20 protein-coding genes are annotated in these 18,363 nt (G+C 39.9%); all 20 read left to right on the top strand.

Annotated features, from left to right (window positions below; genetic code table 11):
* Positions 1-3 precede the first annotated feature (3 nt).
* The 20 genes from flgL (at position 4) to G9G54_RS09720 (ending at position 18,317) form a co-directional block, all read left to right on the top strand.
* Positions 4-912 carry a flagellar hook-associated protein FlgL gene (gene flgL / locus G9G54_RS09815; RefSeq protein ID WP_076294043.1) on the top strand — a complete coding sequence of 303 codons (909 nt, stop codon included), beginning with the start codon at positions 4-6 and terminating at the stop codon, positions 910-912.
* 83 nt (positions 913-995) lie between these two features.
* The gene (locus G9G54_RS09810; RefSeq protein ID WP_165177688.1) at positions 996-1,442 is read left to right on the top strand and encodes a flagellar assembly protein FliW; all 447 of its coding nucleotides are present in this window, start codon (positions 996-998) and stop codon (positions 1,440-1,442) included.
* Positions 1,442-1,675: a carbon storage regulator CsrA gene (csrA, locus tag G9G54_RS09805; RefSeq protein WP_165177686.1), complete on the top strand. Its 234-nt coding sequence runs from the start codon at positions 1,442-1,444 to the stop codon at positions 1,673-1,675. The genes G9G54_RS09810 and csrA overlap by 1 nt, the downstream gene beginning before the upstream one ends.
* A gap of 420 nt (positions 1,676-2,095) precedes the next feature.
* Positions 2,096-2,869 carry a flagellin N-terminal helical domain-containing protein gene (locus G9G54_RS09800; RefSeq protein ID WP_104497781.1) on the top strand — a complete coding sequence of 258 codons (774 nt, stop codon included), beginning with the start codon at positions 2,096-2,098 and terminating at the stop codon, positions 2,867-2,869.
* A gap of 173 nt (positions 2,870-3,042) precedes the next feature.
* Positions 3,043-3,426: a flagellar protein FlaG gene (locus G9G54_RS09795; protein WP_104497782.1), complete on the top strand. Its 384-nt coding sequence runs from the start codon at positions 3,043-3,045 to the stop codon at positions 3,424-3,426.
* Between the two features lie 14 nt (positions 3,427-3,440).
* Entirely contained in the window at positions 3,441-4,910 is a 1,470-nt protein-coding gene (fliD, locus tag G9G54_RS09790; RefSeq protein ID WP_165177684.1) for a flagellar filament capping protein FliD, read from the top strand.
* A gap of 14 nt (positions 4,911-4,924) precedes the next feature.
* Positions 4,925-5,308 carry a flagellar export chaperone FliS gene (gene fliS / locus G9G54_RS09785; RefSeq protein ID WP_028542149.1) on the top strand — a complete coding sequence of 128 codons (384 nt, stop codon included), beginning with the start codon at positions 4,925-4,927 and terminating at the stop codon, positions 5,306-5,308.
* 134 nt (positions 5,309-5,442) lie between these two features.
* A complete protein-coding gene (locus G9G54_RS25585) occupies positions 5,443-5,652 on the top strand; it encodes a hypothetical protein (RefSeq protein WP_238807886.1) in 210 nt (69 codons plus the stop codon).
* A gap of 227 nt (positions 5,653-5,879) precedes the next feature.
* Positions 5,880-7,589 carry a motility associated factor glycosyltransferase family protein gene (locus tag G9G54_RS09775; protein WP_238807884.1) on the top strand — a complete coding sequence of 570 codons (1,710 nt, stop codon included), beginning with the start codon at positions 5,880-5,882 and terminating at the stop codon, positions 7,587-7,589.
* A 29-nt stretch (positions 7,590-7,618) separates the two neighbouring features.
* Complete coding sequence (locus tag G9G54_RS09770; RefSeq protein ID WP_165177678.1) at positions 7,619-8,638, top strand: UDP-N-acetylglucosamine 4,6-dehydratase family protein; 1,020 nt, start codon at positions 7,619-7,621, stop codon at positions 8,636-8,638.
* Positions 8,638-9,354 carry an acylneuraminate cytidylyltransferase family protein gene (locus G9G54_RS09765; protein WP_165177676.1) on the top strand — a complete coding sequence of 239 codons (717 nt, stop codon included), beginning with the start codon at positions 8,638-8,640 and terminating at the stop codon, positions 9,352-9,354. Before G9G54_RS09770 ends, G9G54_RS09765 begins: the two co-directional genes overlap by 1 nt.
* 16 nt (positions 9,355-9,370) lie before the next feature.
* Positions 9,371-10,399, top strand: coding sequence for an N-acetylneuraminate synthase (gene neuB / locus G9G54_RS09760; RefSeq protein WP_165177674.1), 1,029 nt, complete (start codon positions 9,371-9,373; stop codon positions 10,397-10,399).
* On the top strand, positions 10,396-11,535 hold the full coding sequence (gene neuC / locus G9G54_RS09755) for a UDP-N-acetylglucosamine 2-epimerase (protein WP_165177672.1): 1,140 nt from the start codon (positions 10,396-10,398) through the stop codon (positions 11,533-11,535). The genes neuB and neuC overlap by 4 nt, the downstream gene beginning before the upstream one ends.
* A gap of 12 nt (positions 11,536-11,547) precedes the next feature.
* Positions 11,548-12,186, top strand: a complete 639-nt coding sequence (locus tag G9G54_RS09750) for an acetyltransferase (protein WP_165177670.1) — start codon at positions 11,548-11,550, stop codon at positions 12,184-12,186.
* A gap of 6 nt (positions 12,187-12,192) precedes the next feature.
* Positions 12,193-13,338, top strand: a complete 1,146-nt coding sequence (locus tag G9G54_RS09745) for a DegT/DnrJ/EryC1/StrS family aminotransferase (RefSeq protein ID WP_165177668.1) — start codon at positions 12,193-12,195, stop codon at positions 13,336-13,338.
* 100 nt (positions 13,339-13,438) lie between these two features.
* On the top strand, positions 13,439-14,284 hold the full coding sequence (locus tag G9G54_RS09740; RefSeq protein ID WP_165177666.1) for a TylF/MycF/NovP-related O-methyltransferase: 846 nt from the start codon (positions 13,439-13,441) through the stop codon (positions 14,282-14,284).
* Positions 14,285-14,315: 31 nt separating this feature from the next.
* The gene (locus G9G54_RS09735) at positions 14,316-15,983 is read left to right on the top strand and encodes an HAD-IIIC family phosphatase (protein ID WP_028542140.1); all 1,668 of its coding nucleotides are present in this window, start codon (positions 14,316-14,318) and stop codon (positions 15,981-15,983) included.
* The gene (locus G9G54_RS09730) at positions 15,980-16,213 is read left to right on the top strand and encodes an acyl carrier protein (RefSeq protein ID WP_028542139.1); all 234 of its coding nucleotides are present in this window, start codon (positions 15,980-15,982) and stop codon (positions 16,211-16,213) included. Before G9G54_RS09735 ends, G9G54_RS09730 begins: the two co-directional genes overlap by 4 nt.
* 59 nt (positions 16,214-16,272) lie before the next feature.
* Positions 16,273-17,415 (top strand): GNAT family N-acetyltransferase, encoded by a 1,143-nt coding sequence (locus G9G54_RS09725; protein ID WP_028542138.1) that lies wholly within the window; start codon positions 16,273-16,275, stop codon positions 17,413-17,415.
* Between the two features lie 2 nt (positions 17,416-17,417).
* On the top strand, positions 17,418-18,317 hold the full coding sequence (locus tag G9G54_RS09720) for a polysaccharide deacetylase family protein (protein WP_165177664.1): 900 nt from the start codon (positions 17,418-17,420) through the stop codon (positions 18,315-18,317).
* Positions 18,318-18,363 lie beyond the last annotated feature (46 nt).

The raw sequence follows: 18,363 nt of genomic DNA, 5'->3' as shown, positions 1-18,363 counted from the left end.
GCCATGCCAATTCGAGTGACTTCAGGGATGACCAGTATGCAACTGCTCAGTAACCTGAATCGAAATAATAATAATATGGGTAAAATGGAGAATCAGATTTCGACTGGTCGTAAGTTGAATAAGCCTTCAGATGATCCAGTAGGGGTAACTTATGCCCTACGTTACAGAGCTGAGTTAGCTTCTAATGAACAATACAAGACAAACTCAGATGCGGCTGTTAGCTGGTTAGATTTCACTGATACAACCATGCAACAAGCCAGTGATGTAATGAAGCGTCTTAAAGAGCTGACAGTACAGGCTTCAAGTGAAACACTACCTCAATCCGGCTTGGATTCGATTAAGCTAGAAGTTGATCAGTTAAAAGAACAAATGATGAATATTGGTAACAGCCAGCTTCGTGGGAAGTATGTTTTTAATGGACAAAATTATGATCAGGCGCCGTATCAGCTTTCTGCTACAGTAACAAGTTATGATCAGATCAATCCGGATCAAGCCGCGGTCAGCTATGCAGTTGGAGACCAAGATGCATTTCGGGTAAATACATCCGGTAGCGATTTTTTTGGGAAATCGACAGATGCTGATAATGTTTTTAAGGTCATGGATGCTATATCTTCTGCACTAAGCAGCGGAAATAGTACAGCAATATCGAGTCAACTTTCAAGTATTGAATCCCGCTTTACTAAAATGCAGACAAGTTTGTCTGAAGTGGGCGCACGTACGAATCGGGTTGAACTGATACAATCCCGTTTGGAAGAGCGAAATTTGAATTTGACGACACTTCAAGCTAAAACGGAAGATGCGGATGTTGCTAGTTTGATGATTCAAGCTACATCTGCCCAAACCATTTATGAAGCTGCCCTGAAATCATCTGCTAAGATCATGCAGCCATCTTTGATGGACTTTATGAGCTGATTTTTATCTTTGACATTTGTAATTTGAAGCTATGGACGAGTGGTCCGTAGCTTTTTTGTTACTATATATAGGAGGAGTTACTTATGATCCCAAAACAGAAATTAGATGAAGAGAACCAGGATAAAAATACTAGTCTTTATGTGTTTCCGAAAGGAATACCAGGATTTGAACAACTTCGGGAATTTCAGCTACAGGAGCATAATGAATTATTTAGTCTTTTCAGTGCAGTAGAGCAGCCAGCTACTATTTTTATCACCGTAAATCCATTTGATTTCTTTGAAGATTATGAATTTGAGTTATCTGATGATGCTCTAGAGGATATTGGGATTACAAGTCAAGAACAGATATCAGTACGATGTATTTGTACATGGAACAGCGATCAATCCAAAACAACAGTTAATTTGCTTGCGCCTTTAATTTTTAACATTGAACAGAAGAAGGGAAAGCAAATTGTTTTGCAAAATACGAACTATACAATTAAGCATCCCTTGTGGAATGAAATAGAGTCCAGCATAGGCGGTGAGTCCTAATGCTGGTATTAACACGTAAAAAGGGTGAATCGATTGTAATTCAGAATGATATCGTCATAACAGTTCTTTCTGTTGAAGGAGATACTGTGAAAATCGGTATTTCTGCTCCTAAGGATATCGATATTTACCGAAAAGAAGTTTTTGATGCTATTCAGCAAAATAATCAAATTGCTGTTATGGATTCGAATGCTATTCAAAATGCGATGTTGGAAATGGAGAAAAGAAAGTCTTGATCCACCAATGATAGTAGTGCACATTCATTGAGAAAGGCCGACACGAGTAAAGTGTCGGCCTTTGTTTGACTAGATTTTATGCTTATTTATCTGGAACAGTAATTGATATAATCATGTATTACCGCGTTTATCGTAATACCGAAAATCTCCATCTGGGTATTGTTTGATGGCTTAAGTTAGGTATGGACAGGTTGGATTTGGGCAAGGTCATCATAGTATAAAATGTTGATTTTAAATCGAAATAACCAAGTCGTAAACTTCTAAGAAAATATTTCGAAAAAAAGCTTGAATGCTATAAACAATTCTAGCCTAAGGGTCGATATATAGTTTAGAGCGGTAATTCTTCAGGGCGGCCGACCTGTGAAGACGCTTATACCACAAGGACGTGGGAATTAAACCATTTCAGGGAGGAAATTAAAAATGATTATCAATCACAACTTACCTGCAGTAAATACACACCGTAACATGCAATTGAACAACACGGCAGCAAGCAAAAACATGGAAAAATTGTCTTCTGGTCTGCGTATCAACCGTGCAGCTGACGATGCTGCTGGTCTCTCCATTTCCGAAAAAATGCGCGGTCAAATCCGTGGTCTGGAACAAGCACAACGTAACGTTCAAGACGGTATCTCTTTCGCACAAACAGCTGAAGGTGCAATGAACGAAGTATCCTCCATGCTGACTCGTATGAAAGAACTGACTGTTCAAGGATCTAATGATACTTACAGTGCTGGCGATAAATCCAACATCAAAGCAGAGCTTGGTCAATTGGGTAGTCAAATTGACGCAATTCTGTCCAACACTAAATTCAACGGTATTGCAATTTCCGGCGGAGCAGGTGTGAAAATTCAAGCTGACGATGACAAATTTACCATTACTATTAAAGGTATTAGCTCCACTGGTTTCAGAGGTCTTACATCGGCCGTAACACTTAAAAGTGCAACTACAGCAATTGAAGCAGTTGCTAAGCAACGTGCGAACCTGGGTGCTATGCAAAACCGTCTGGAATACACTTCCAATAACTTGGGCACAACTGTAGAAAACCTGACAGCTTCCGAATCTCGTATTCGTGATACTGACATGGCAAAAGAAATGGTTGCTCTGTCCAAAAACAACATTTTGCTGCAAGCTTCGCAATCCATGTTGTCACAAGCAAACTCCGCGCCACAAGGCGTACTGTCGTTGCTTCGTTAATTTTAAACGACAGCCGTTACAAAAAAAAGATCCTGCTTCTCGCAGGATCTTTTTTTGTTTTTATTTTAGTTTTTTCATAAATATTTGCACTCATTTACCGATATATAATGTATTAGTATTTCAAATACAGAACGGTTTTATTGTGTCTAAGAACTATTAATGGAGGTTATTCTATGGACTCGATGATATCCCCTGGTAGTGGAAATCTGTTGCCGATTCAGCCATCAGCAGGAATAAAACGTGAAGCCCCTTCGGATGCCGAAACCAATTATGCTGCTACACAAGATGGCGTCCAAACAACCAATAGAGTTGGTAATGCGCAGAAACAGCCGACACATGAGGAAGCAGTTTTGGAGCTTCAGAAAGTAATTGATGCTATTCAAGGCCCACAGAAGACATTCGAGATCTCTGTGCATGAAAAGACACATGCAATCATGATAAAAGTGATGAATAAGGAAACTGGCGATCTGATTCGTGAGGTACCTCCCGAGAAAATTCTGGATATAGCGGCTAGAATGATGGAAATTGCAGGAATCATTATCGATAAAAAAGTATAGGGGGATATACAATTATGGTAACTAGAATAAGTGGCCTAGCTTCAGGTATGGATATTGATTCAATGGTCAAAAAGCTGATGACAGCTGAGCGTGTACCGCTCGACAAAATGAATCAGCAAAAACAATTGATGGAATGGAAAAGGGAAAATTATCGCGAAAGCAGCACTAAGATAGTTTCATTTCAAGATAAAATGACTACATTAAGCCGCACCGCTGCAATAAATCCACAGAAAGTTACAGTAACTGGTAATAGTGATGCGCTATCTGCAACGGCTTCTTCGTTGGCTAGTGGAGTGTTGGATATTTCGGTGACGAGCTTGGCCACTGCGGCAAGATCAGTCTCAAACAGTACATGGACTGAAAAGGCCAGTACTGAATTGGCATTCGCAGATGGGGCAGCTCGTACGGTCCAGGTTGGTAGTTCTACCATTAATGTGGATGCGAATGAAACCATTGAATCGTTTGTCAAAAAGATCAACGATAACAGTAAGACAGGAGTAACTGCCCTATATGATGCTAAATCCGGTTTGTCATTAACAAGTAAGACCACCGGTTCGCAAACATTCAATATTGATTCTCAAATTAGTAGTGAATTTAAACTATCTTCAACGAACGGAACCGATGCTGTATTAAAGGTAAATGGGTTAGACGTAACAAAGTCTTCCAATAACTTTACAATAAATGGTGTTGACATTACACTTAAAACAGCAGGCGGTGCTGCAACACGAATAGAAGCTACCAAAGATACGGATAAGATCGTCGAAAATATTCAAAGCTTTGTCGATGCGTATAATGATGTTCTTGCCACACTCAATAGCAAGGTTAGTGAGGAGAGATATAAAAAATACGCTCCGCTTACAACGGAACAAAAAGCGGATATGAGTGATGATGAAGTCAAGTTATGGACAACGAAGGCCAAGAGCGGCATGCTTAGAAACGATCCTATCCTGCAGGATACATTATCTGAAATGCGTAATGCTATGATCCAAGGTGTAGATATCGGTAGAGTTGACGCGGATGGTAAAAATAAGCCCTTAATGATGTCTGAGCTAGGAATCACTACGGGTACGTATGATACCAAGGGCAAGCTTATTCTAGATGCAGACAAATTGCGTGCAGCGGTTGAAAAAGATCCAGATGTTATCTCGAATTTTTTTGGAAAACAGGATCCAAGCACGGCGTTAACTAATAAATATACGCAACAAGACGGTATTCTTGCTAAACTAAAGAAAATTTCGAATGCATCACTTCAAAGGATGGCGGATACTGCGGGTACATCCAAGGTTAGCTCTGATCTAACCGCTTCATTTCTTTCTACAAGCTCAATGGGAGAGCAATTATTGAGCCTAGACCGCCGGATCAGTGACATGACAAGTCGTCTAACTAGGATTGAAACCAATTATTTCAAAAAATTCACCGCGATGGAAACATCCATTAACAGATACAATAGCACATCTTCCAGTCTTACAAGTATGTTGTCATAAAGGAGGTTTTATAATTGATCAATACACCCTATCAGAAATACCGGCAGACTCAAGCGCAAACTGCATCCAAGCCTAAACTGCTGATTATGTTGTACGATGGGGCTATTCGTTTCGTTCGTGCGGGGATTGAGGGAATAGAGAATAAGGATAACGAGAAAGCAAATAATAATTTGTGTAAAGCGCAAGCGATTGTACACGAGCTGATATCTGCGTTGAATTTTGAGTATCCAATATCCCATGACTTATTGCGAGTGTATGAATATATGCTGCATGAGCTGATCGAGGCGAATGTCCACAAAATAGCCTCTCCGGCACAAGAGGTGCTGGAACATTTGACTGACCTACGGGAAGCTTGGTTGGAAGCCATGAAAATGCCTGGTGTAGTTGGTAGTGTGTGATGGCAGATCCTAATATACAAGTACTCCTTGAAGAGTTGCAACATAGGACAGAAGCAGTATTATCTAACCTTCTAAATTTAAGTGAAGAAGAATTCGAACAGTTTGCTAATCAAAGACAGCGCATTGTAGAACAGATGCAGCCCTATCAGCCATCGTTAACGGAAAATGATAAACAGAAAATTCGTGGCATACTAAGTAATGATTCTGTAATTTTGCAGCGTATGCATGTACTAAAGGATGAGGCTGGCCACTGGATGGAGAAACGCGGAGCCATTCGTGTGCAGCAGCATGCATACCAGCAGGCTTATTCTGTAGACAGTTTGTTTATTGATCATCGCAAATAAAGAAATGCTTTATGGAGCGTACCCCCTATTCGATTTGAATGGGGGTATTTTTGTGAAAAGGTTCATTCCATTAAGAGTAAATCCGATATACTAATTAACAAATATTAATGTGAAACGGTGGTATGACCTTGTCTCATTTAGAATCAAACTATACAATTTTAGAGCAGAGGTTTCCTCATGTTACAAGCAAATTAAATAAATTACCAGACAATGAATTAGCTATACATTTGTTTCAAGAGCCCTTTGAAAAGGATACTGCTTGGCTTAATGCGGTTGAGGGATCTATTGGAGACGGAAAGATCATTTTTGTATATGGGTTTGAGAGGGGACTCAGTATTGCTGACCTCCTCGAATTGTATCCGAATCATTGGTTGTTTGTGTACGAGCCGGATGAGCAGCTGTTTCGAAAAGCTGTGACAGAGTATGATCTCAGTCTTTTGTTGGGACATCCCAATTTGTATTGGCTATCCGTTGGTGATTCTCAGCTCAATATGATGTTTCATATGTTAAGTAGTTATATGATAGAAGATTTGGTGTTTATCGCACTGCGTAAGTATTTATCAGACGATATGGATATGTTACGTGAAGTAAAAAAGAAATTTCAGGATTATCACCAGACCTTTTTGGTAGATAAATATACAGAGAATCGTTTTCGAGAAGAATGGACTCGGAATTTTCTATATCATCTATCTGATGTACTATACACTCCTTCCATTGAGCGGCTTTTTTATGCTCTTGAGGGTGCAACGGTGGTGGTTGTATCATCGGGACCATCGTTACAGGAGGATATCGAATGGCTGAAAAAATTGCGTCCTCATGTACTGATTATTTCAGCAGGCTCCAGCATTCAGGCTTTAGTAAAGCATGGAGTACGGCCTCACCTTGCTGTCATTATGGATGGACATCCAGTCAATAAGAAGATCTTTGCTTCTTCTGTAACAAGGGAACAACCTTTATTGTTTACCTCTTCATCTTATTATGAGATTTCCGATCAGAACTGCGCAGAAAAAATTCATAGTATTATGAAAAGTGATGATGTATCCCAGTATTTCTTTGGACTCAGTCAAGAGGAACTCTTTATCTCCCCTACAGAAACAGTTGCAGGAACGGCTATTCAAGCAGCAGCCTGTCTGGGGGCCAAACGGATCATACTTGCAGGCCAGGATTTGTCGTTCCCTGATAACAAATTTTACGCAGATGGAATTGAACATTTTGCAACTGAAACTACAGATAAGAAAGTGCAGGAGGCACCTAAAAAAGTGCTAAATGTAAAGGGGACGTACAACACTACAGACGGAAGTTTCTCCCTGATGAAGGATGGACTCGAAAACCTCATTACGGCCCTTCCGAAAATCGAATTCGTCAATTCAAGCCGCAATGGTGCAGTGATTGAGGGGGCTCCTTTCAAGCCCATGGAAGAGATCTTTGAATGGTTGGCTTCAGAAACTGTTTCCCCTGATGCAATTGCTGATTTGATAAACAAAAAAAATCTTGCTGTTGATATGAATAAGGTGCAGGACGTCAGAGACAAGCTGATAGTGACACTTGAGGACTTCTCTAATGTACGCTCTGAGATTGTAGCCATTCAGAAGCTTATGAATAAATTACGCGAGTTTAGTCGAACTAAACCGGCAAAGGCCCAGAATATGGTGGAATCCATAGAGCAGATGTGGGGGTTGATTGCCAACAGGGAATGGTTCTCACCTATATTTGAGTCCATTATGCCTATCGAAATTGCGCGTTTTGATCAGATGCTCCCTGTGATTGTTACAGAACATCAGTTGACTCGTAAGTCTGATCTAATCTATGAGCATCTAGGTAAGCTGCTACAGGATATCACAGCACAAATCCCAATACTTGAAGAAATGTTTTCGGAATCGATTCGCCGTTTAGATAAAAAAACAGATAGCAATGCAGTGATCCATAAAGATATATAAATTAATCGTTTTACACTCCGGAGGTCATTATGTTTACCAACAAGATTGTACTGGTTACGGGCGGCACAGGTTCGATTGGAAGCGAAATTGTACGTAATATTTTATCGTATAACCCTAAAGCCTTACGGATTTTTAGCAGGGATGAGAGCAAGCAGTTTGATCTGCAGCAGGAATTAAAAGAATATACGAATATCCGCTATCTGATCGGTGATATCAGGGACAAGCAAAGATTGAGTTATGCTATGGAGGATGTGGATTATATTTTTCATGCTGCTGCTCTCAAACATGTGCCTGCATGTGAGTATAACCCTATGGAAGCAGTGAAAACGAATGTTATTGGCGTACAAAATCTGATAGAGACGGCTATTGAGCATAATGTAGAAAAAGTAGTAGCCATCAGCACAGATAAAGTGGTAAATCCAACGAATACGATGGGAGCTACGAAGCTGCTATCAGAACGTTTAATTTCTGCCGCCAACTTGTATAAAGGGAGCAAACGTACCATCTTTTCTTGTGTCCGCTTTGGAAATGTTATGGGATCCAGGGGCTCTGTTATTCCTTTATTCCGTGACCAGATTGCTAAAGGGGTACCGGTGACGGTCACACATGCAGAGATGACTCGGTTTATGATGTCTATTCCTCAAGCCGCTCAATTGGTCATAGATGCGGCGCACTATTCGCAAGGCGGAGAAGTATTTGTACTAAAAATGCCGATTCTCAAAATTACGGATTTGGCCCAATGCTTGGTTGATTCGTATGAAGAGGCAGTCGGTAAACCCTATCGTGGAGAAATCATTGAGACCGGAATACGGCCGGGTGAGAAGCTATATGAGGAACTCATGACGCTTGAGGAATCGGAAAGAGCATTGGAGAATGGACAGATGTATATCATTCCTTCGTTATTTCATACCGCAGAGCAGGATTATGAAGGTTTTAAAAAGGCTATTCGTCAAGAATATTCTTCGATGACTGCACCACAGATTTTCCCGAAAGCCATTCGGGAGCTTATTGAACAGAACGGATTGGGCTTCACAAAGGGTGTTGTATGATGAGCAATCACAAATGTTTGGCGATTATTCCTGCACGGGGTGGATCAAAAGGTTTACCTGGTAAAAACGTAAGATTGTTACATGATAAGCCGCTCATTCAATATAGCATTGAAGCTGCACTAAATAGTGGTTGTGTGGACGAAGTTATAGTTTCAACGGATTGTAAAGAGATTGCTCGTGTGTCGGGCCAAGCCGGAGCGGCTGTTCCGTTTATAAGGCCCGATGAACTGGCTACCGATGAGGCCAAAAGCATTGATGTATTGAAGCATGCAGTTGAATTTTATGAGCAGACGCAAAATCAATTTTTTGATGTTATTATGCTTCTGCAGCCCACATCTCCACTGCGAAATGCTATGGACATTAAAGAAGCATATAAAATATTTTTAGATCATCAGGCTGATTCACTTCAAAGTGTCACTTTGTCTGGAGTGCAACCCTATCTACTAAGGGAAATGGATAACGGAAGGCTTACGCCCTACCAGAAAGGTGAAAGGGAGCATTTGAGGAGACAAGATCTGAAAGAACTACATGCTCTAAATGGAGCCATCTATATCGTAAAAAGAGATCTGTTGATGAATAGTGACACTCTGGTTGGGCCTAATAATTGTGGCTATATTATGCCTAAAGAACGATCTATTGACATAGATGACGAGTTTGATTTAAAAATGGCAGAGTTTTTTTGGAGAGAATCCAATCACAAGGAATCCTTGCAGTAGGAGTGAGGAATATAACATGAAAAACCTCTTATCAAATAATGAAAACCACCCTATCTATATTATCGCGGAGGTAGGAGTCAATCATAACGGATCATTGGAGCTTGCATTCGAGTGTATTGATCAAGCGATTTTATGCGGTGCAGATGCAGTGAAATTCCAAACCTTTAAAAGTGAAAAACTAGTAACCAAGTACGCCCAGAAGGCTAATTATCAGACAGAAAATACGAACTCAGCTGAAAGCCAACTAGATATGTTAAAACAGTTGGAATTGAGCTTTGAGGATTTTGTTCTTTTGAAAAGGTACTGTGAAGATAAAGGGATAGATTTCCTTTCCACACCCTTTGATGAAGAAAGTGCTGAGTTTCTGAATTCAATTCATATTGACGCATTCAAGGTAGGATCAGGAGATATGAACAATATCCCCTTTCTTCAGAAGCTTGATAGCTATGGGCGTCCGATTATTCTATCGACCGGGATGTCTAATTTAGATGAAATTGGAGAATCGTTACAAGCATTTAAAAAAAGTGAAGTACTATTACTACACTGTACTTCTGACTATCCGGCGCCTTTAGAAGATGTGAATCTGCTAGCTATGAAGACAATATCTACAGCCTTTAATAAGGTCACAGGTTACTCAGATCATACGGCTGGAATTGAGATCGCTATAGCGGCTTCAGCACTGGGAGCGAGAATTATTGAAAAGCATTTTACATTGGATCGAAATCTTCCAGGTCCTGACCATAAGGCTTCACTGGAGCCTGCTGACTTTTCAAAGATGGTTCTTGCGATTCGAAATGTGGAGCAGGCTTTAGGGGATGGTGTTAAAAGATGTATGCCTTCCGAGGAAAGCACCAGAGCCGTTGCAAGAAAAAGTATTGTGATGGCAACACCTAAAAAAACAGGCCAGTTGCTAACACTAGAAGATCTAGTTATCAAGCGTCCGGGCACTGGAATAGAGCCTAAATATATTGATGATTTGGTTGGTAAGCAGCTTTTAAAGGGTGTACATGAAGACTATTTGTTATCATGGGATGATGTGCAATGAAAAAAGTATTGGTGATTACCGGAACACGAGCTGATTATGGGATATATTACCCGGTTTTGCGGGCTCTTGAGGAAGAACATGCTCTGGAGCTCCACCTGTTGGTTACAGGCATGCATTTATCTCCACAGCATGGGTATACATTGGACGCTATCCAAAAGGACGGATTTCGTGTATCTGCTAAGGTAGACTGTCTGCTGCAAGGATCTACTCATGCTAATATGTCTCGCTCTATTGGAATAGCAATCATGGGCATGACACAAGCCGTAGAAGCTTTGGAACCAGATTTCGTTGTTGTATTAGGAGATCGGGGAGAAATGCTTGCAGCTGCGATTGTGTCCTCTCACATGAACATTCCGCTTGTTCATTTGCATGGTGGAGAAGTCTCCGGCACGATTGATGAGTCTGTACGGCATGCGATTAGTAAGTTGGCCCACATTCACTTTGTGGCTACAAATGGAAGCAGAGAGCGCCTAATTAGGCTTGGCGAAGAACCTTGGAGAATTCATGTAGTAGGTGCTCCGAGAATTGAAACGATGATGAACACTTCCCTGCCTGAGCTAGAGAGGACGAAACGTAAATACGATCTGAATATAGATAACGATTATGTGCTGTTTGCTTATCATCCTGTCACCACGGAAGAAGCGGATATGCACATCCTTGGTAAGATGATGGAAGTTCTCTTGGCTGGGGAGAATGAGGTAATTTGTGTGATGCCCAATTCGGATGCTGGAGCTGATGCGATCGTTGATGTATATAATCGGTTTTCTGCAAGAAAAGGGATGCATCTTATAACCAGTTTTGAGCAACTTGATTATCTGACGATGTTGAAAAATGCAAAAATATTAATTGGAAATTCTTCATCGGGGATTATTGAGGCTGCCTCCTTTCATGTTCCAGTCATTAATATCGGAACTCGCCAGACAGGCAGAGAACGTTCTGTGAACACAATAGATATTGCAGCTGACGAGCTCGAATTGACTTCTGCAATGGAGTACGCAATGTCTGAGCCTTTCCAACAAATTGTTAAAGCAGCCGACAATATTTACAGTAGAGATAACACAAGCTCTCGCATCGTAGATATATTGAACCGAACATCCAAGTCAGAGCAGCTTATACAAAAGACAATTACCTATTAAGGAGGATCGGCCTTGAGCTATATTGTTTTTGGAGCAGGAGGACATGCCAAGGTTATTGTGGATATTTTACGGTCCTGTGGTGAAGAAATCATTGGTATTCTGGATGACCATTGTAAAGAAGAAGCATGGAACGGATTGCCGATCTTGGGGGGCCGTAATCAGATTGCTCAACTATTATCTCTGTATCCAGAGGCGCTGTTCGTTGTGGCAATCGGAGATAATACAACCAGAAGGAAGATTGTAAGTCAATTAAAAGCTGCTTCAGTCCAATTTGGTACTGCTGTTCACCCAAGTGCTGTAGTCGCACCCAGCGCATTCATTGGGGAGGGGACGGTTGTCATGCCTAATGCTGTAATTAACGCTGATGCGTATGTTGGCGAGCACGTCATTGTTAATACAGCAGCTACTATAGATCACGATTGTCGAATAGAAGACTTCGCACACATTTCCCCAGGTGTACATATGGCAGGCGGAGTTCAGATCGGACGCTGTGCTCATATCGGAATAGGTGCAAGTCTCATACCAGGTATCCGTGTAGGGGGTAATACTCTCGTCGGTGCCGGTTCGTGTGTCATCCGTGATTTACCAGGGAATGTCATAGCTGTGGGTTGTCCAGCCAGAGTAATCAAAACCGATAACGATAAGGGATGAAACGAAATGTCCAACCTAGACAGAATTTATTTATCTTCGCCGCATATGGGCGGGCTTGAACAGCAATATATCGCAGAGGCCTTTGAAACGAATTGGATTGCTCCACTAGGTAAAAATGTAGACGCTTTTGAATCAGAGGTGGCAAATTACTTAGGATGTGGAGGCGCAGTTGCCCTAAGTTCTGGAACAGCAGCAATTCACTTGTCTTTGATATTGCTTGGTGTGGAGAAGGATGATATTGTTTTTTGTTCTTCTCTTACCTTTGTTGCCAGTGCTAATCCGATCTTATATCAAGGTGCAATTCCTGTCTTTATCGATTCGGAACCAGACAGCTGGAATATGTCCCCTGAGGCACTAGAGCGAGCATTCAAGACTTATGCAGATAAGGGAAAGAAACCTAAAGCTGTAGTTATAGTCAATTTGTATGGGCAGAGTGCAGACTACGATCGGTTGAAAAAAATATGTGATTATTACGAGGTGCCAATTGTAGAAGATGCTGCGGAATCACTCGGAGCAACTTACGGCAAGCAAATGAGTGGAACGCTTGGGAAATTCGGCATTCTTTCATTTAATGGAAATAAAATTATTACTACTTCAGGTGGGGGCATGCTGGTTTCAGATGATTTAGAAGCACTAAGTAGAGCGCGACATTACGCAACTCAGGCGAGGGAAAAGGCGATACATTATCAGCATGAGGATGTAGGCTTCAATTATCGTCTCAGTAATGTCCTAGCTGGTATAGGGAGAGGGCAGCTTCGTGTGTTGGACGAACGCATTCAACAGAAACGAGAAATTTTTGAAAAGTATAGCTATGAGCTATCAGGAATTGATGGAATACAATTTATGCCGGAAAAGAGTTTTGGTAAGTCTACTCGATGGTTGACAACAATGATAATAGACCCTGAAATTATTGGTACAAGCGTTAGTGATTTAATAGGTTATTTAGGAAAAGATAATATTGAATCTCGACCAGTATGGAAGCCGCTTCATCTGCAACCACTCTTTAAAGATGCCGTGTATTATGCTCATGAAGGTGGCTTGGATATTAGCAAAATATTATTTGAAAAAGGAGTTTGTTTGCCCTCTGGAACAAATATGTCGGTGGATGAGCAGAGTTTTGTTATTAATCAAATGAAGGCCTTTTTTCGATGAATATAATATTGAACTCAATTAGCACAGCTATGTTTTGCATAAAAAGAGCATTTATTCAGTCATTATGTTTATGATGCTTATTTCGGGAGAGGTGTAGAATTTGATTGATAAAGCAAAGGTAGTTATTTTTGGTGCAGGTGACGGAGGACTTCGTGTTCATTATCTATTAAGTGATGAATTCGAGGTTATCGCATTTGCAGACAATGATGGATCTAAACAAGGTTCGAAATTTTTGTCCAAACCGGTCGTTGCTCCTAATGAAATTTGTAAGCTTGTATTCAATTATGTAATTATAGCGAATATTCATGGAGAATCAGTGTACAAACAGCTAACTGAAGAGTTGTCGATTGAAAAGGAAAAAATTATTGACTATTTTATGAGTTTGAAATTTGATACTAGGCTGGCTCTATTACGGCAAATTGCTGATGAAATAAATGAGTGCGGAGTAAAGGGAAGTGTAGCAGAGCTCGGTGTGTTTAAGGGGGAATTTTCTAAGTATATTAACCGGGTTTTTCCTGATCGTCAACTATATTTATTTGATACCTTTAGCGGTTTTGACCAGAAGGATATTGATAACGAAAATAAAGGTGATTTTTCGAACTCGGTTGCAGGAGAATTTTGCAATTCGGATGTGGACTTAGTACTGAATAAAATGATGTATAAAGAAAATTGTATTGTGAAAAAAGGGTATTTTCCAGAATCAGCAAGTGACGTGAATGAAACTTTTGCATTTGTTAGTTTGGATGTTGATTTGTATCAGCCTATTCTCGAAGGATTAAAATTTTTCTATCCTAAGATGTCAGATGGGGGATATATTATAATCCATGACTACAACAGTACTCGATTTCATGGTGTAAAACAGGCGGTTAGAGAGTATTGTAGAGAACATGGTGTTAAGTACACTCCTATAAGTGACTTATGTGGTAGTGTCGCCATTATGAAGTAAGTTGAACCTTGATTTATGGGGGAGAAAATAAATGAGAAAAAATAAACTATTAATCCTCTCTGATTCTAATCTAAATCCGATGGTTCGTTTTCTAGAGGGATCTTATCAAGATTTGACGTTAGAAGTGACAGAAGCTCCTTATAATCAAGTAAATCAGGTTCTTATGAATTCTGATCACTCCGTATGGTCGGAAAAAAAGGATATGTTGCTTTTATGGACAAGTCCTGAGAAAGTAATTCCTTCTTTTAATAAACTGCTGGAGTATAAGGAAATTAATATCGGTGATGTTCTTAATGAAGTCGATCAATTTTGCGAGCTTATTATCAGGGCTGAGGGAAAAGCAAAACATATTTTTGTTGTGTCTTGGTCCCTCCCACCTCATTACCGTTGGATACAATCGATGACATTAAAGCACAATGTAGGATTAAGCAATGTACTTATGCAAATGAATCTACGTCTTTCAGAACGACTACAAGAGCACGAGCATGTTATCATTCTTGATTCTAGCTATTGGTATGCAGCAATCCAGCAAAAAAGCTACGATGCAAAAATGTATGCACTTGGGAAAATTCAGTTCTCTCGCGATTTTTTTCTCTTTGTATCCAATGAGCTAAAATCAATCATTAGTGGTCTATACGGACAAAGTAAAAAGTTAATTATCTGTGATCTGGATAATACACTCTGGGGTGGCGTGATTGGTGACGATGGTATTGACAACATCAAACTGGGGGGGATTGATCCCGTCGGTGAGAGTTTCAAGCTTTTTCAGCAAGAATTGCACAGATTGAGTAACCGAGGTGTCATCCTGGCTATATGCAGTAAAAACAGCGAACCGATAGCACTAGAAATGATAGAACAGCATCCGGAAATGATTCTGAGAAAAAAGGACTTTTCTTCAATTCGAATCAACTGGAACGACAAGGCTGCCAATGTGGTTGAAATTGTAAAGGAGCTCAACCTAGGTCTGCAATCTGTTGTATTTCTAGACGATAATCCATCTGAAAGAGATCGTATCAAGCAGGCTCTTCCAGAAGTATATGTACCTGACCTACCTATTGATGTTACCCAATACCCTGTTTTTATTAGCCAACTGGATTGTTTCGAGACTCCTGCTATAACGTTGGAGGATCGTAAACGAACAGACTGGTTCAAACAGGAGCAAAAGCGAGAGTCGATAAAGTTAAACGTAGAATCATTGGAAGAATGGCTACATTCACTTGAAATTAAGCTGACTCCACATAAATTGAATAAATTATTGCTAACACGTGCTGTCCAGTTAATGAATAAAACGAATCAGTTTAACATGGCAACCCGCAGGTTTACGATTGAAGAGTATTGGTCCTGGAGTGAACTGCCGAATAATCATGCAATCTTATTTGAAGTGGAAGACAAATTTGGAAATGCAGGTTATACAGGACTGATTTCGGTTTCATGTGATGATGAAGGTCAGGCTGAAATCCATGATTTTGTTATGAGTTGTCGTGTCATGGGCAAGGGAATTGAGGAAGCAATGCTTTATTTAGTTACCAAGCATTTTTCCCCCCATAGTATTAAGGGTATGTATATAAAAACAGAAAAGAATAAACCTTTTTATGACTTTATTTCAAAGAAGTATAGGGATGTATCCAAAAACAATGAATTAGATCTAGGAGAGATATTCTTACCTCATCATATCTTACTTAAGGAGTGCTCTTTTTGAATAAATTTGAGTTAGTTCAATCGATAATATCTAAAATTATGAATGTGTCTGTCGAAAAAGTGACATTGGGATCGGTAAAAAGTGACTTTGAAAATTGGGATTCGCTCAATCAATTGAATTTAGTGATGGAACTTGAAGCTAATTTTAATGTGTCTATTCCCATTGATGAAATAGCTAATATAGATTCAGTGCAAAGCATTTTGCATATTTTGAATAATATTCATAATTAATAATTTATTTGAAGTGTTATGTGGAAAAATATAACGCATAAAAAGGAGGGGGAAAGCTATTGGAAATTGTAAAATATAAAGATTCTGATTATGAGTCGCTGGTTGCGTTTATGAGAATTAATTGGTCCCCAGAGCATGCTATCTATAACAAAGAATTGTTTGATTGGCAGTATCGGATTGACGAGAATGGTTTATCGGAAAGTTTACTGCTGATTGACAATGGTTGTATTGAGGGGTTCCTTGGGGTCATTCCTAGTGAGTATAGTTCTAACGGAGAACAATATAAAGGTATCAGTTTCGCCATGTGGATTGTATCAGAGAAGTATAGAAACAGTGGCTTGGGCATTATGCTTATGAAAGAAGCTGAAAAGTATAATTCGGTGTGCGTGACCTTAGGTTGTAATCTTCAAGTGGTACCTATGTATGAACGTATGGGATATTCGTATTCAGATCATTTGAACCGTTACATCATTCCGCTTGACGCCAACGGTTATGTTAACCTACTAAATGATTCATTCGATCATTCGGTTATTGGACAATGGATATCAGGTGTTGAGGAAAGATTGATACATTCATACAGCCCAATACTCAATATTACGGGTGAGGAGTTAGAGCAATTATACATTAAAAGTATTCAACATCGATTCTCACTTTCGCAGTACCGTAGCGCCTCCTTTTGGGAATGGAGATATATAAATAGTGCGGGCTATAAGTATTTATTTTTCGGTGATTCCACTGCTGAGGGGATTGTAATTGCACGTCTAGATCGAGTATATGCTCCAGAGGGGAGTACCCACGGCACAAAAGTATTAAGGATTATAGAAATCATCCCAGCTAATGCGGAGGTTTGGGAAGGAATAGCAGATCATCGTTTGATTGAGATGGTATCTGGGGTTTTGTCATGGGCTCGTGACCAAGGGTGTGTTGCGGCGGATTTTCAGTTAAGTTCAAATCGTTTAGAGCATGTTCTGGAATCCATCGGTTTTAAAAAACAAAATATAGACTACACGCCAAAGGAATGTGGATTGGCAGGCCTGTTCCAGCCTTTTCGTTATCGTGTTAATCCCATTAATTTTGTATGGAAAATTAAAAAAAATGAAGGTTACTTTCAAAATACGGAAGTGAATGACATATATCTTGTTAAAACTGACGGAGATATGGATCGTCCCAACATTTGGCCACTTCCTAAAGGGTGGAATTGATAATGGGTAATATTGCTGCGATGTACCACTATGTACGTGAGAAGAAAGGATGGGGTGGGATTGTTCCCATGCATTCCCATGACTTTGAAGAACAGCTAGATTTAATTAGCAAGACACATCGAATTATCTCGTTAGACGAGATTGATAAGTCCAACTCGGAACCATGGTGTGTACTAACGTTTGATGATGGTACAAAAGATCAGTATACAGTTGCTTTTGACATCTTGAAAAGAAAAGGAATTCCTGCATATTTTACAATCATGTCTGGTCCACACCTCACAGGTAACGTTCCATTAGTTCATTTGGTACACACGGTACTCTCCTTCAAATCCGATGAAGAGTTGTGGGAATTATTGAGTGAGGCATATGATACGAGCGGTGTGGAAGAGGAGAGCCAAATCTATAAGTATGAACAGAAGAAACTCCGCAGATACAATAAATTTATGCTTAATTTTAAATTATCTGTTACGGAAGCAACTATCTTTCTCGAGTCTATTTTTCAGTCCTTGTTTCCTGATAAGCAAAAATTTATAAATGATTTTTATATAAGTACAAAAGAAATAGTCGAAATGAGCCAGGCAGGAATGACTATAGGTGTGCATGCTCATAATCATATTCCTTACAATGGCGATCCACAGGAATTTTATGATATTGAAATCGGCCCTTGTAAAGATTGGATGAAGAGTGTTTTAGGTATAAACCCGATCTGGTATACGCCTGCTTTTGGTGGTGGAGTTAACCAAAAGTTAATGTTGAACAAACTAACTCCTGTTCTAGTACAGAATGGATTTGTTGGTGCTTTCAGTACAAGAGAAGGGGGGATTTCTGACAACAGAGAGTTTTGGATGGATAGAATAGACTGTATACGTCTACCTCCTCTAGGGACATCATCGTATTTGTGAGTGATGTGATTAGGAACGAACTACTGTGTTTGTCCCTTGTTTTTTT

Source organism: Paenibacillus sp. EKM212P (assembly GCF_011066115.1).
Classification (GTDB): Bacteria; Bacillota; Bacilli; order Paenibacillales; family Paenibacillaceae; genus Paenibacillus; species Paenibacillus polymyxa_B.
Note: the sequence above shows the minus strand (reverse complement) of the source record. Positions and strands in the feature narration are given on the sequence as shown.

What these genes read in the sequence shown, in the direction of transcription:
- flgL (WP_076294043.1), top strand. Translation starts at nt 4, where the DNA reads ATGCCAATTCGAGTGACTTCAGGGATGACCAGTATGCAACTGCTCAGT.
- G9G54_RS09810 (WP_165177688.1), top strand. Translation starts at nt 996, where the DNA reads ATGATCCCAAAACAGAAATTAGATGAAGAGAACCAGGATAAAAATACT.
- csrA (WP_165177686.1), top strand. Translation starts at nt 1,442, where the DNA reads ATGCTGGTATTAACACGTAAAAAGGGTGAATCGATTGTAATTCAGAAT.
- G9G54_RS09800 (WP_104497781.1), top strand. Translation starts at nt 2,096, where the DNA reads ATGATTATCAATCACAACTTACCTGCAGTAAATACACACCGTAACATG.
- G9G54_RS09795 (WP_104497782.1), top strand. Translation starts at nt 3,043, where the DNA reads ATGGACTCGATGATATCCCCTGGTAGTGGAAATCTGTTGCCGATTCAG.
- fliD (WP_165177684.1), top strand. Translation starts at nt 3,441, where the DNA reads ATGGTAACTAGAATAAGTGGCCTAGCTTCAGGTATGGATATTGATTCA.
- G9G54_RS25585 (WP_238807886.1), top strand. Translation starts at nt 5,443, where the DNA reads ATGCAGCCCTATCAGCCATCGTTAACGGAAAATGATAAACAGAAAATT.
- G9G54_RS09770 (WP_165177678.1), top strand. Translation starts at nt 7,619, where the DNA reads ATGTTTACCAACAAGATTGTACTGGTTACGGGCGGCACAGGTTCGATT.
- G9G54_RS09765 (WP_165177676.1), top strand. Translation starts at nt 8,638, where the DNA reads ATGAGCAATCACAAATGTTTGGCGATTATTCCTGCACGGGGTGGATCA.
- neuB (WP_165177674.1), top strand. Translation starts at nt 9,371, where the DNA reads ATGAAAAACCTCTTATCAAATAATGAAAACCACCCTATCTATATTATC.
- neuC (WP_165177672.1), top strand. Translation starts at nt 10,396, where the DNA reads ATGAAAAAAGTATTGGTGATTACCGGAACACGAGCTGATTATGGGATA.
- G9G54_RS09745 (WP_165177668.1), top strand. Translation starts at nt 12,193, where the DNA reads ATGTCCAACCTAGACAGAATTTATTTATCTTCGCCGCATATGGGCGGG.
- G9G54_RS09735 (WP_028542140.1), top strand. Translation starts at nt 14,316, where the DNA reads ATGAGAAAAAATAAACTATTAATCCTCTCTGATTCTAATCTAAATCCG.
- G9G54_RS09720 (WP_165177664.1), top strand. Translation starts at nt 17,418, where the DNA reads ATGGGTAATATTGCTGCGATGTACCACTATGTACGTGAGAAGAAAGGA.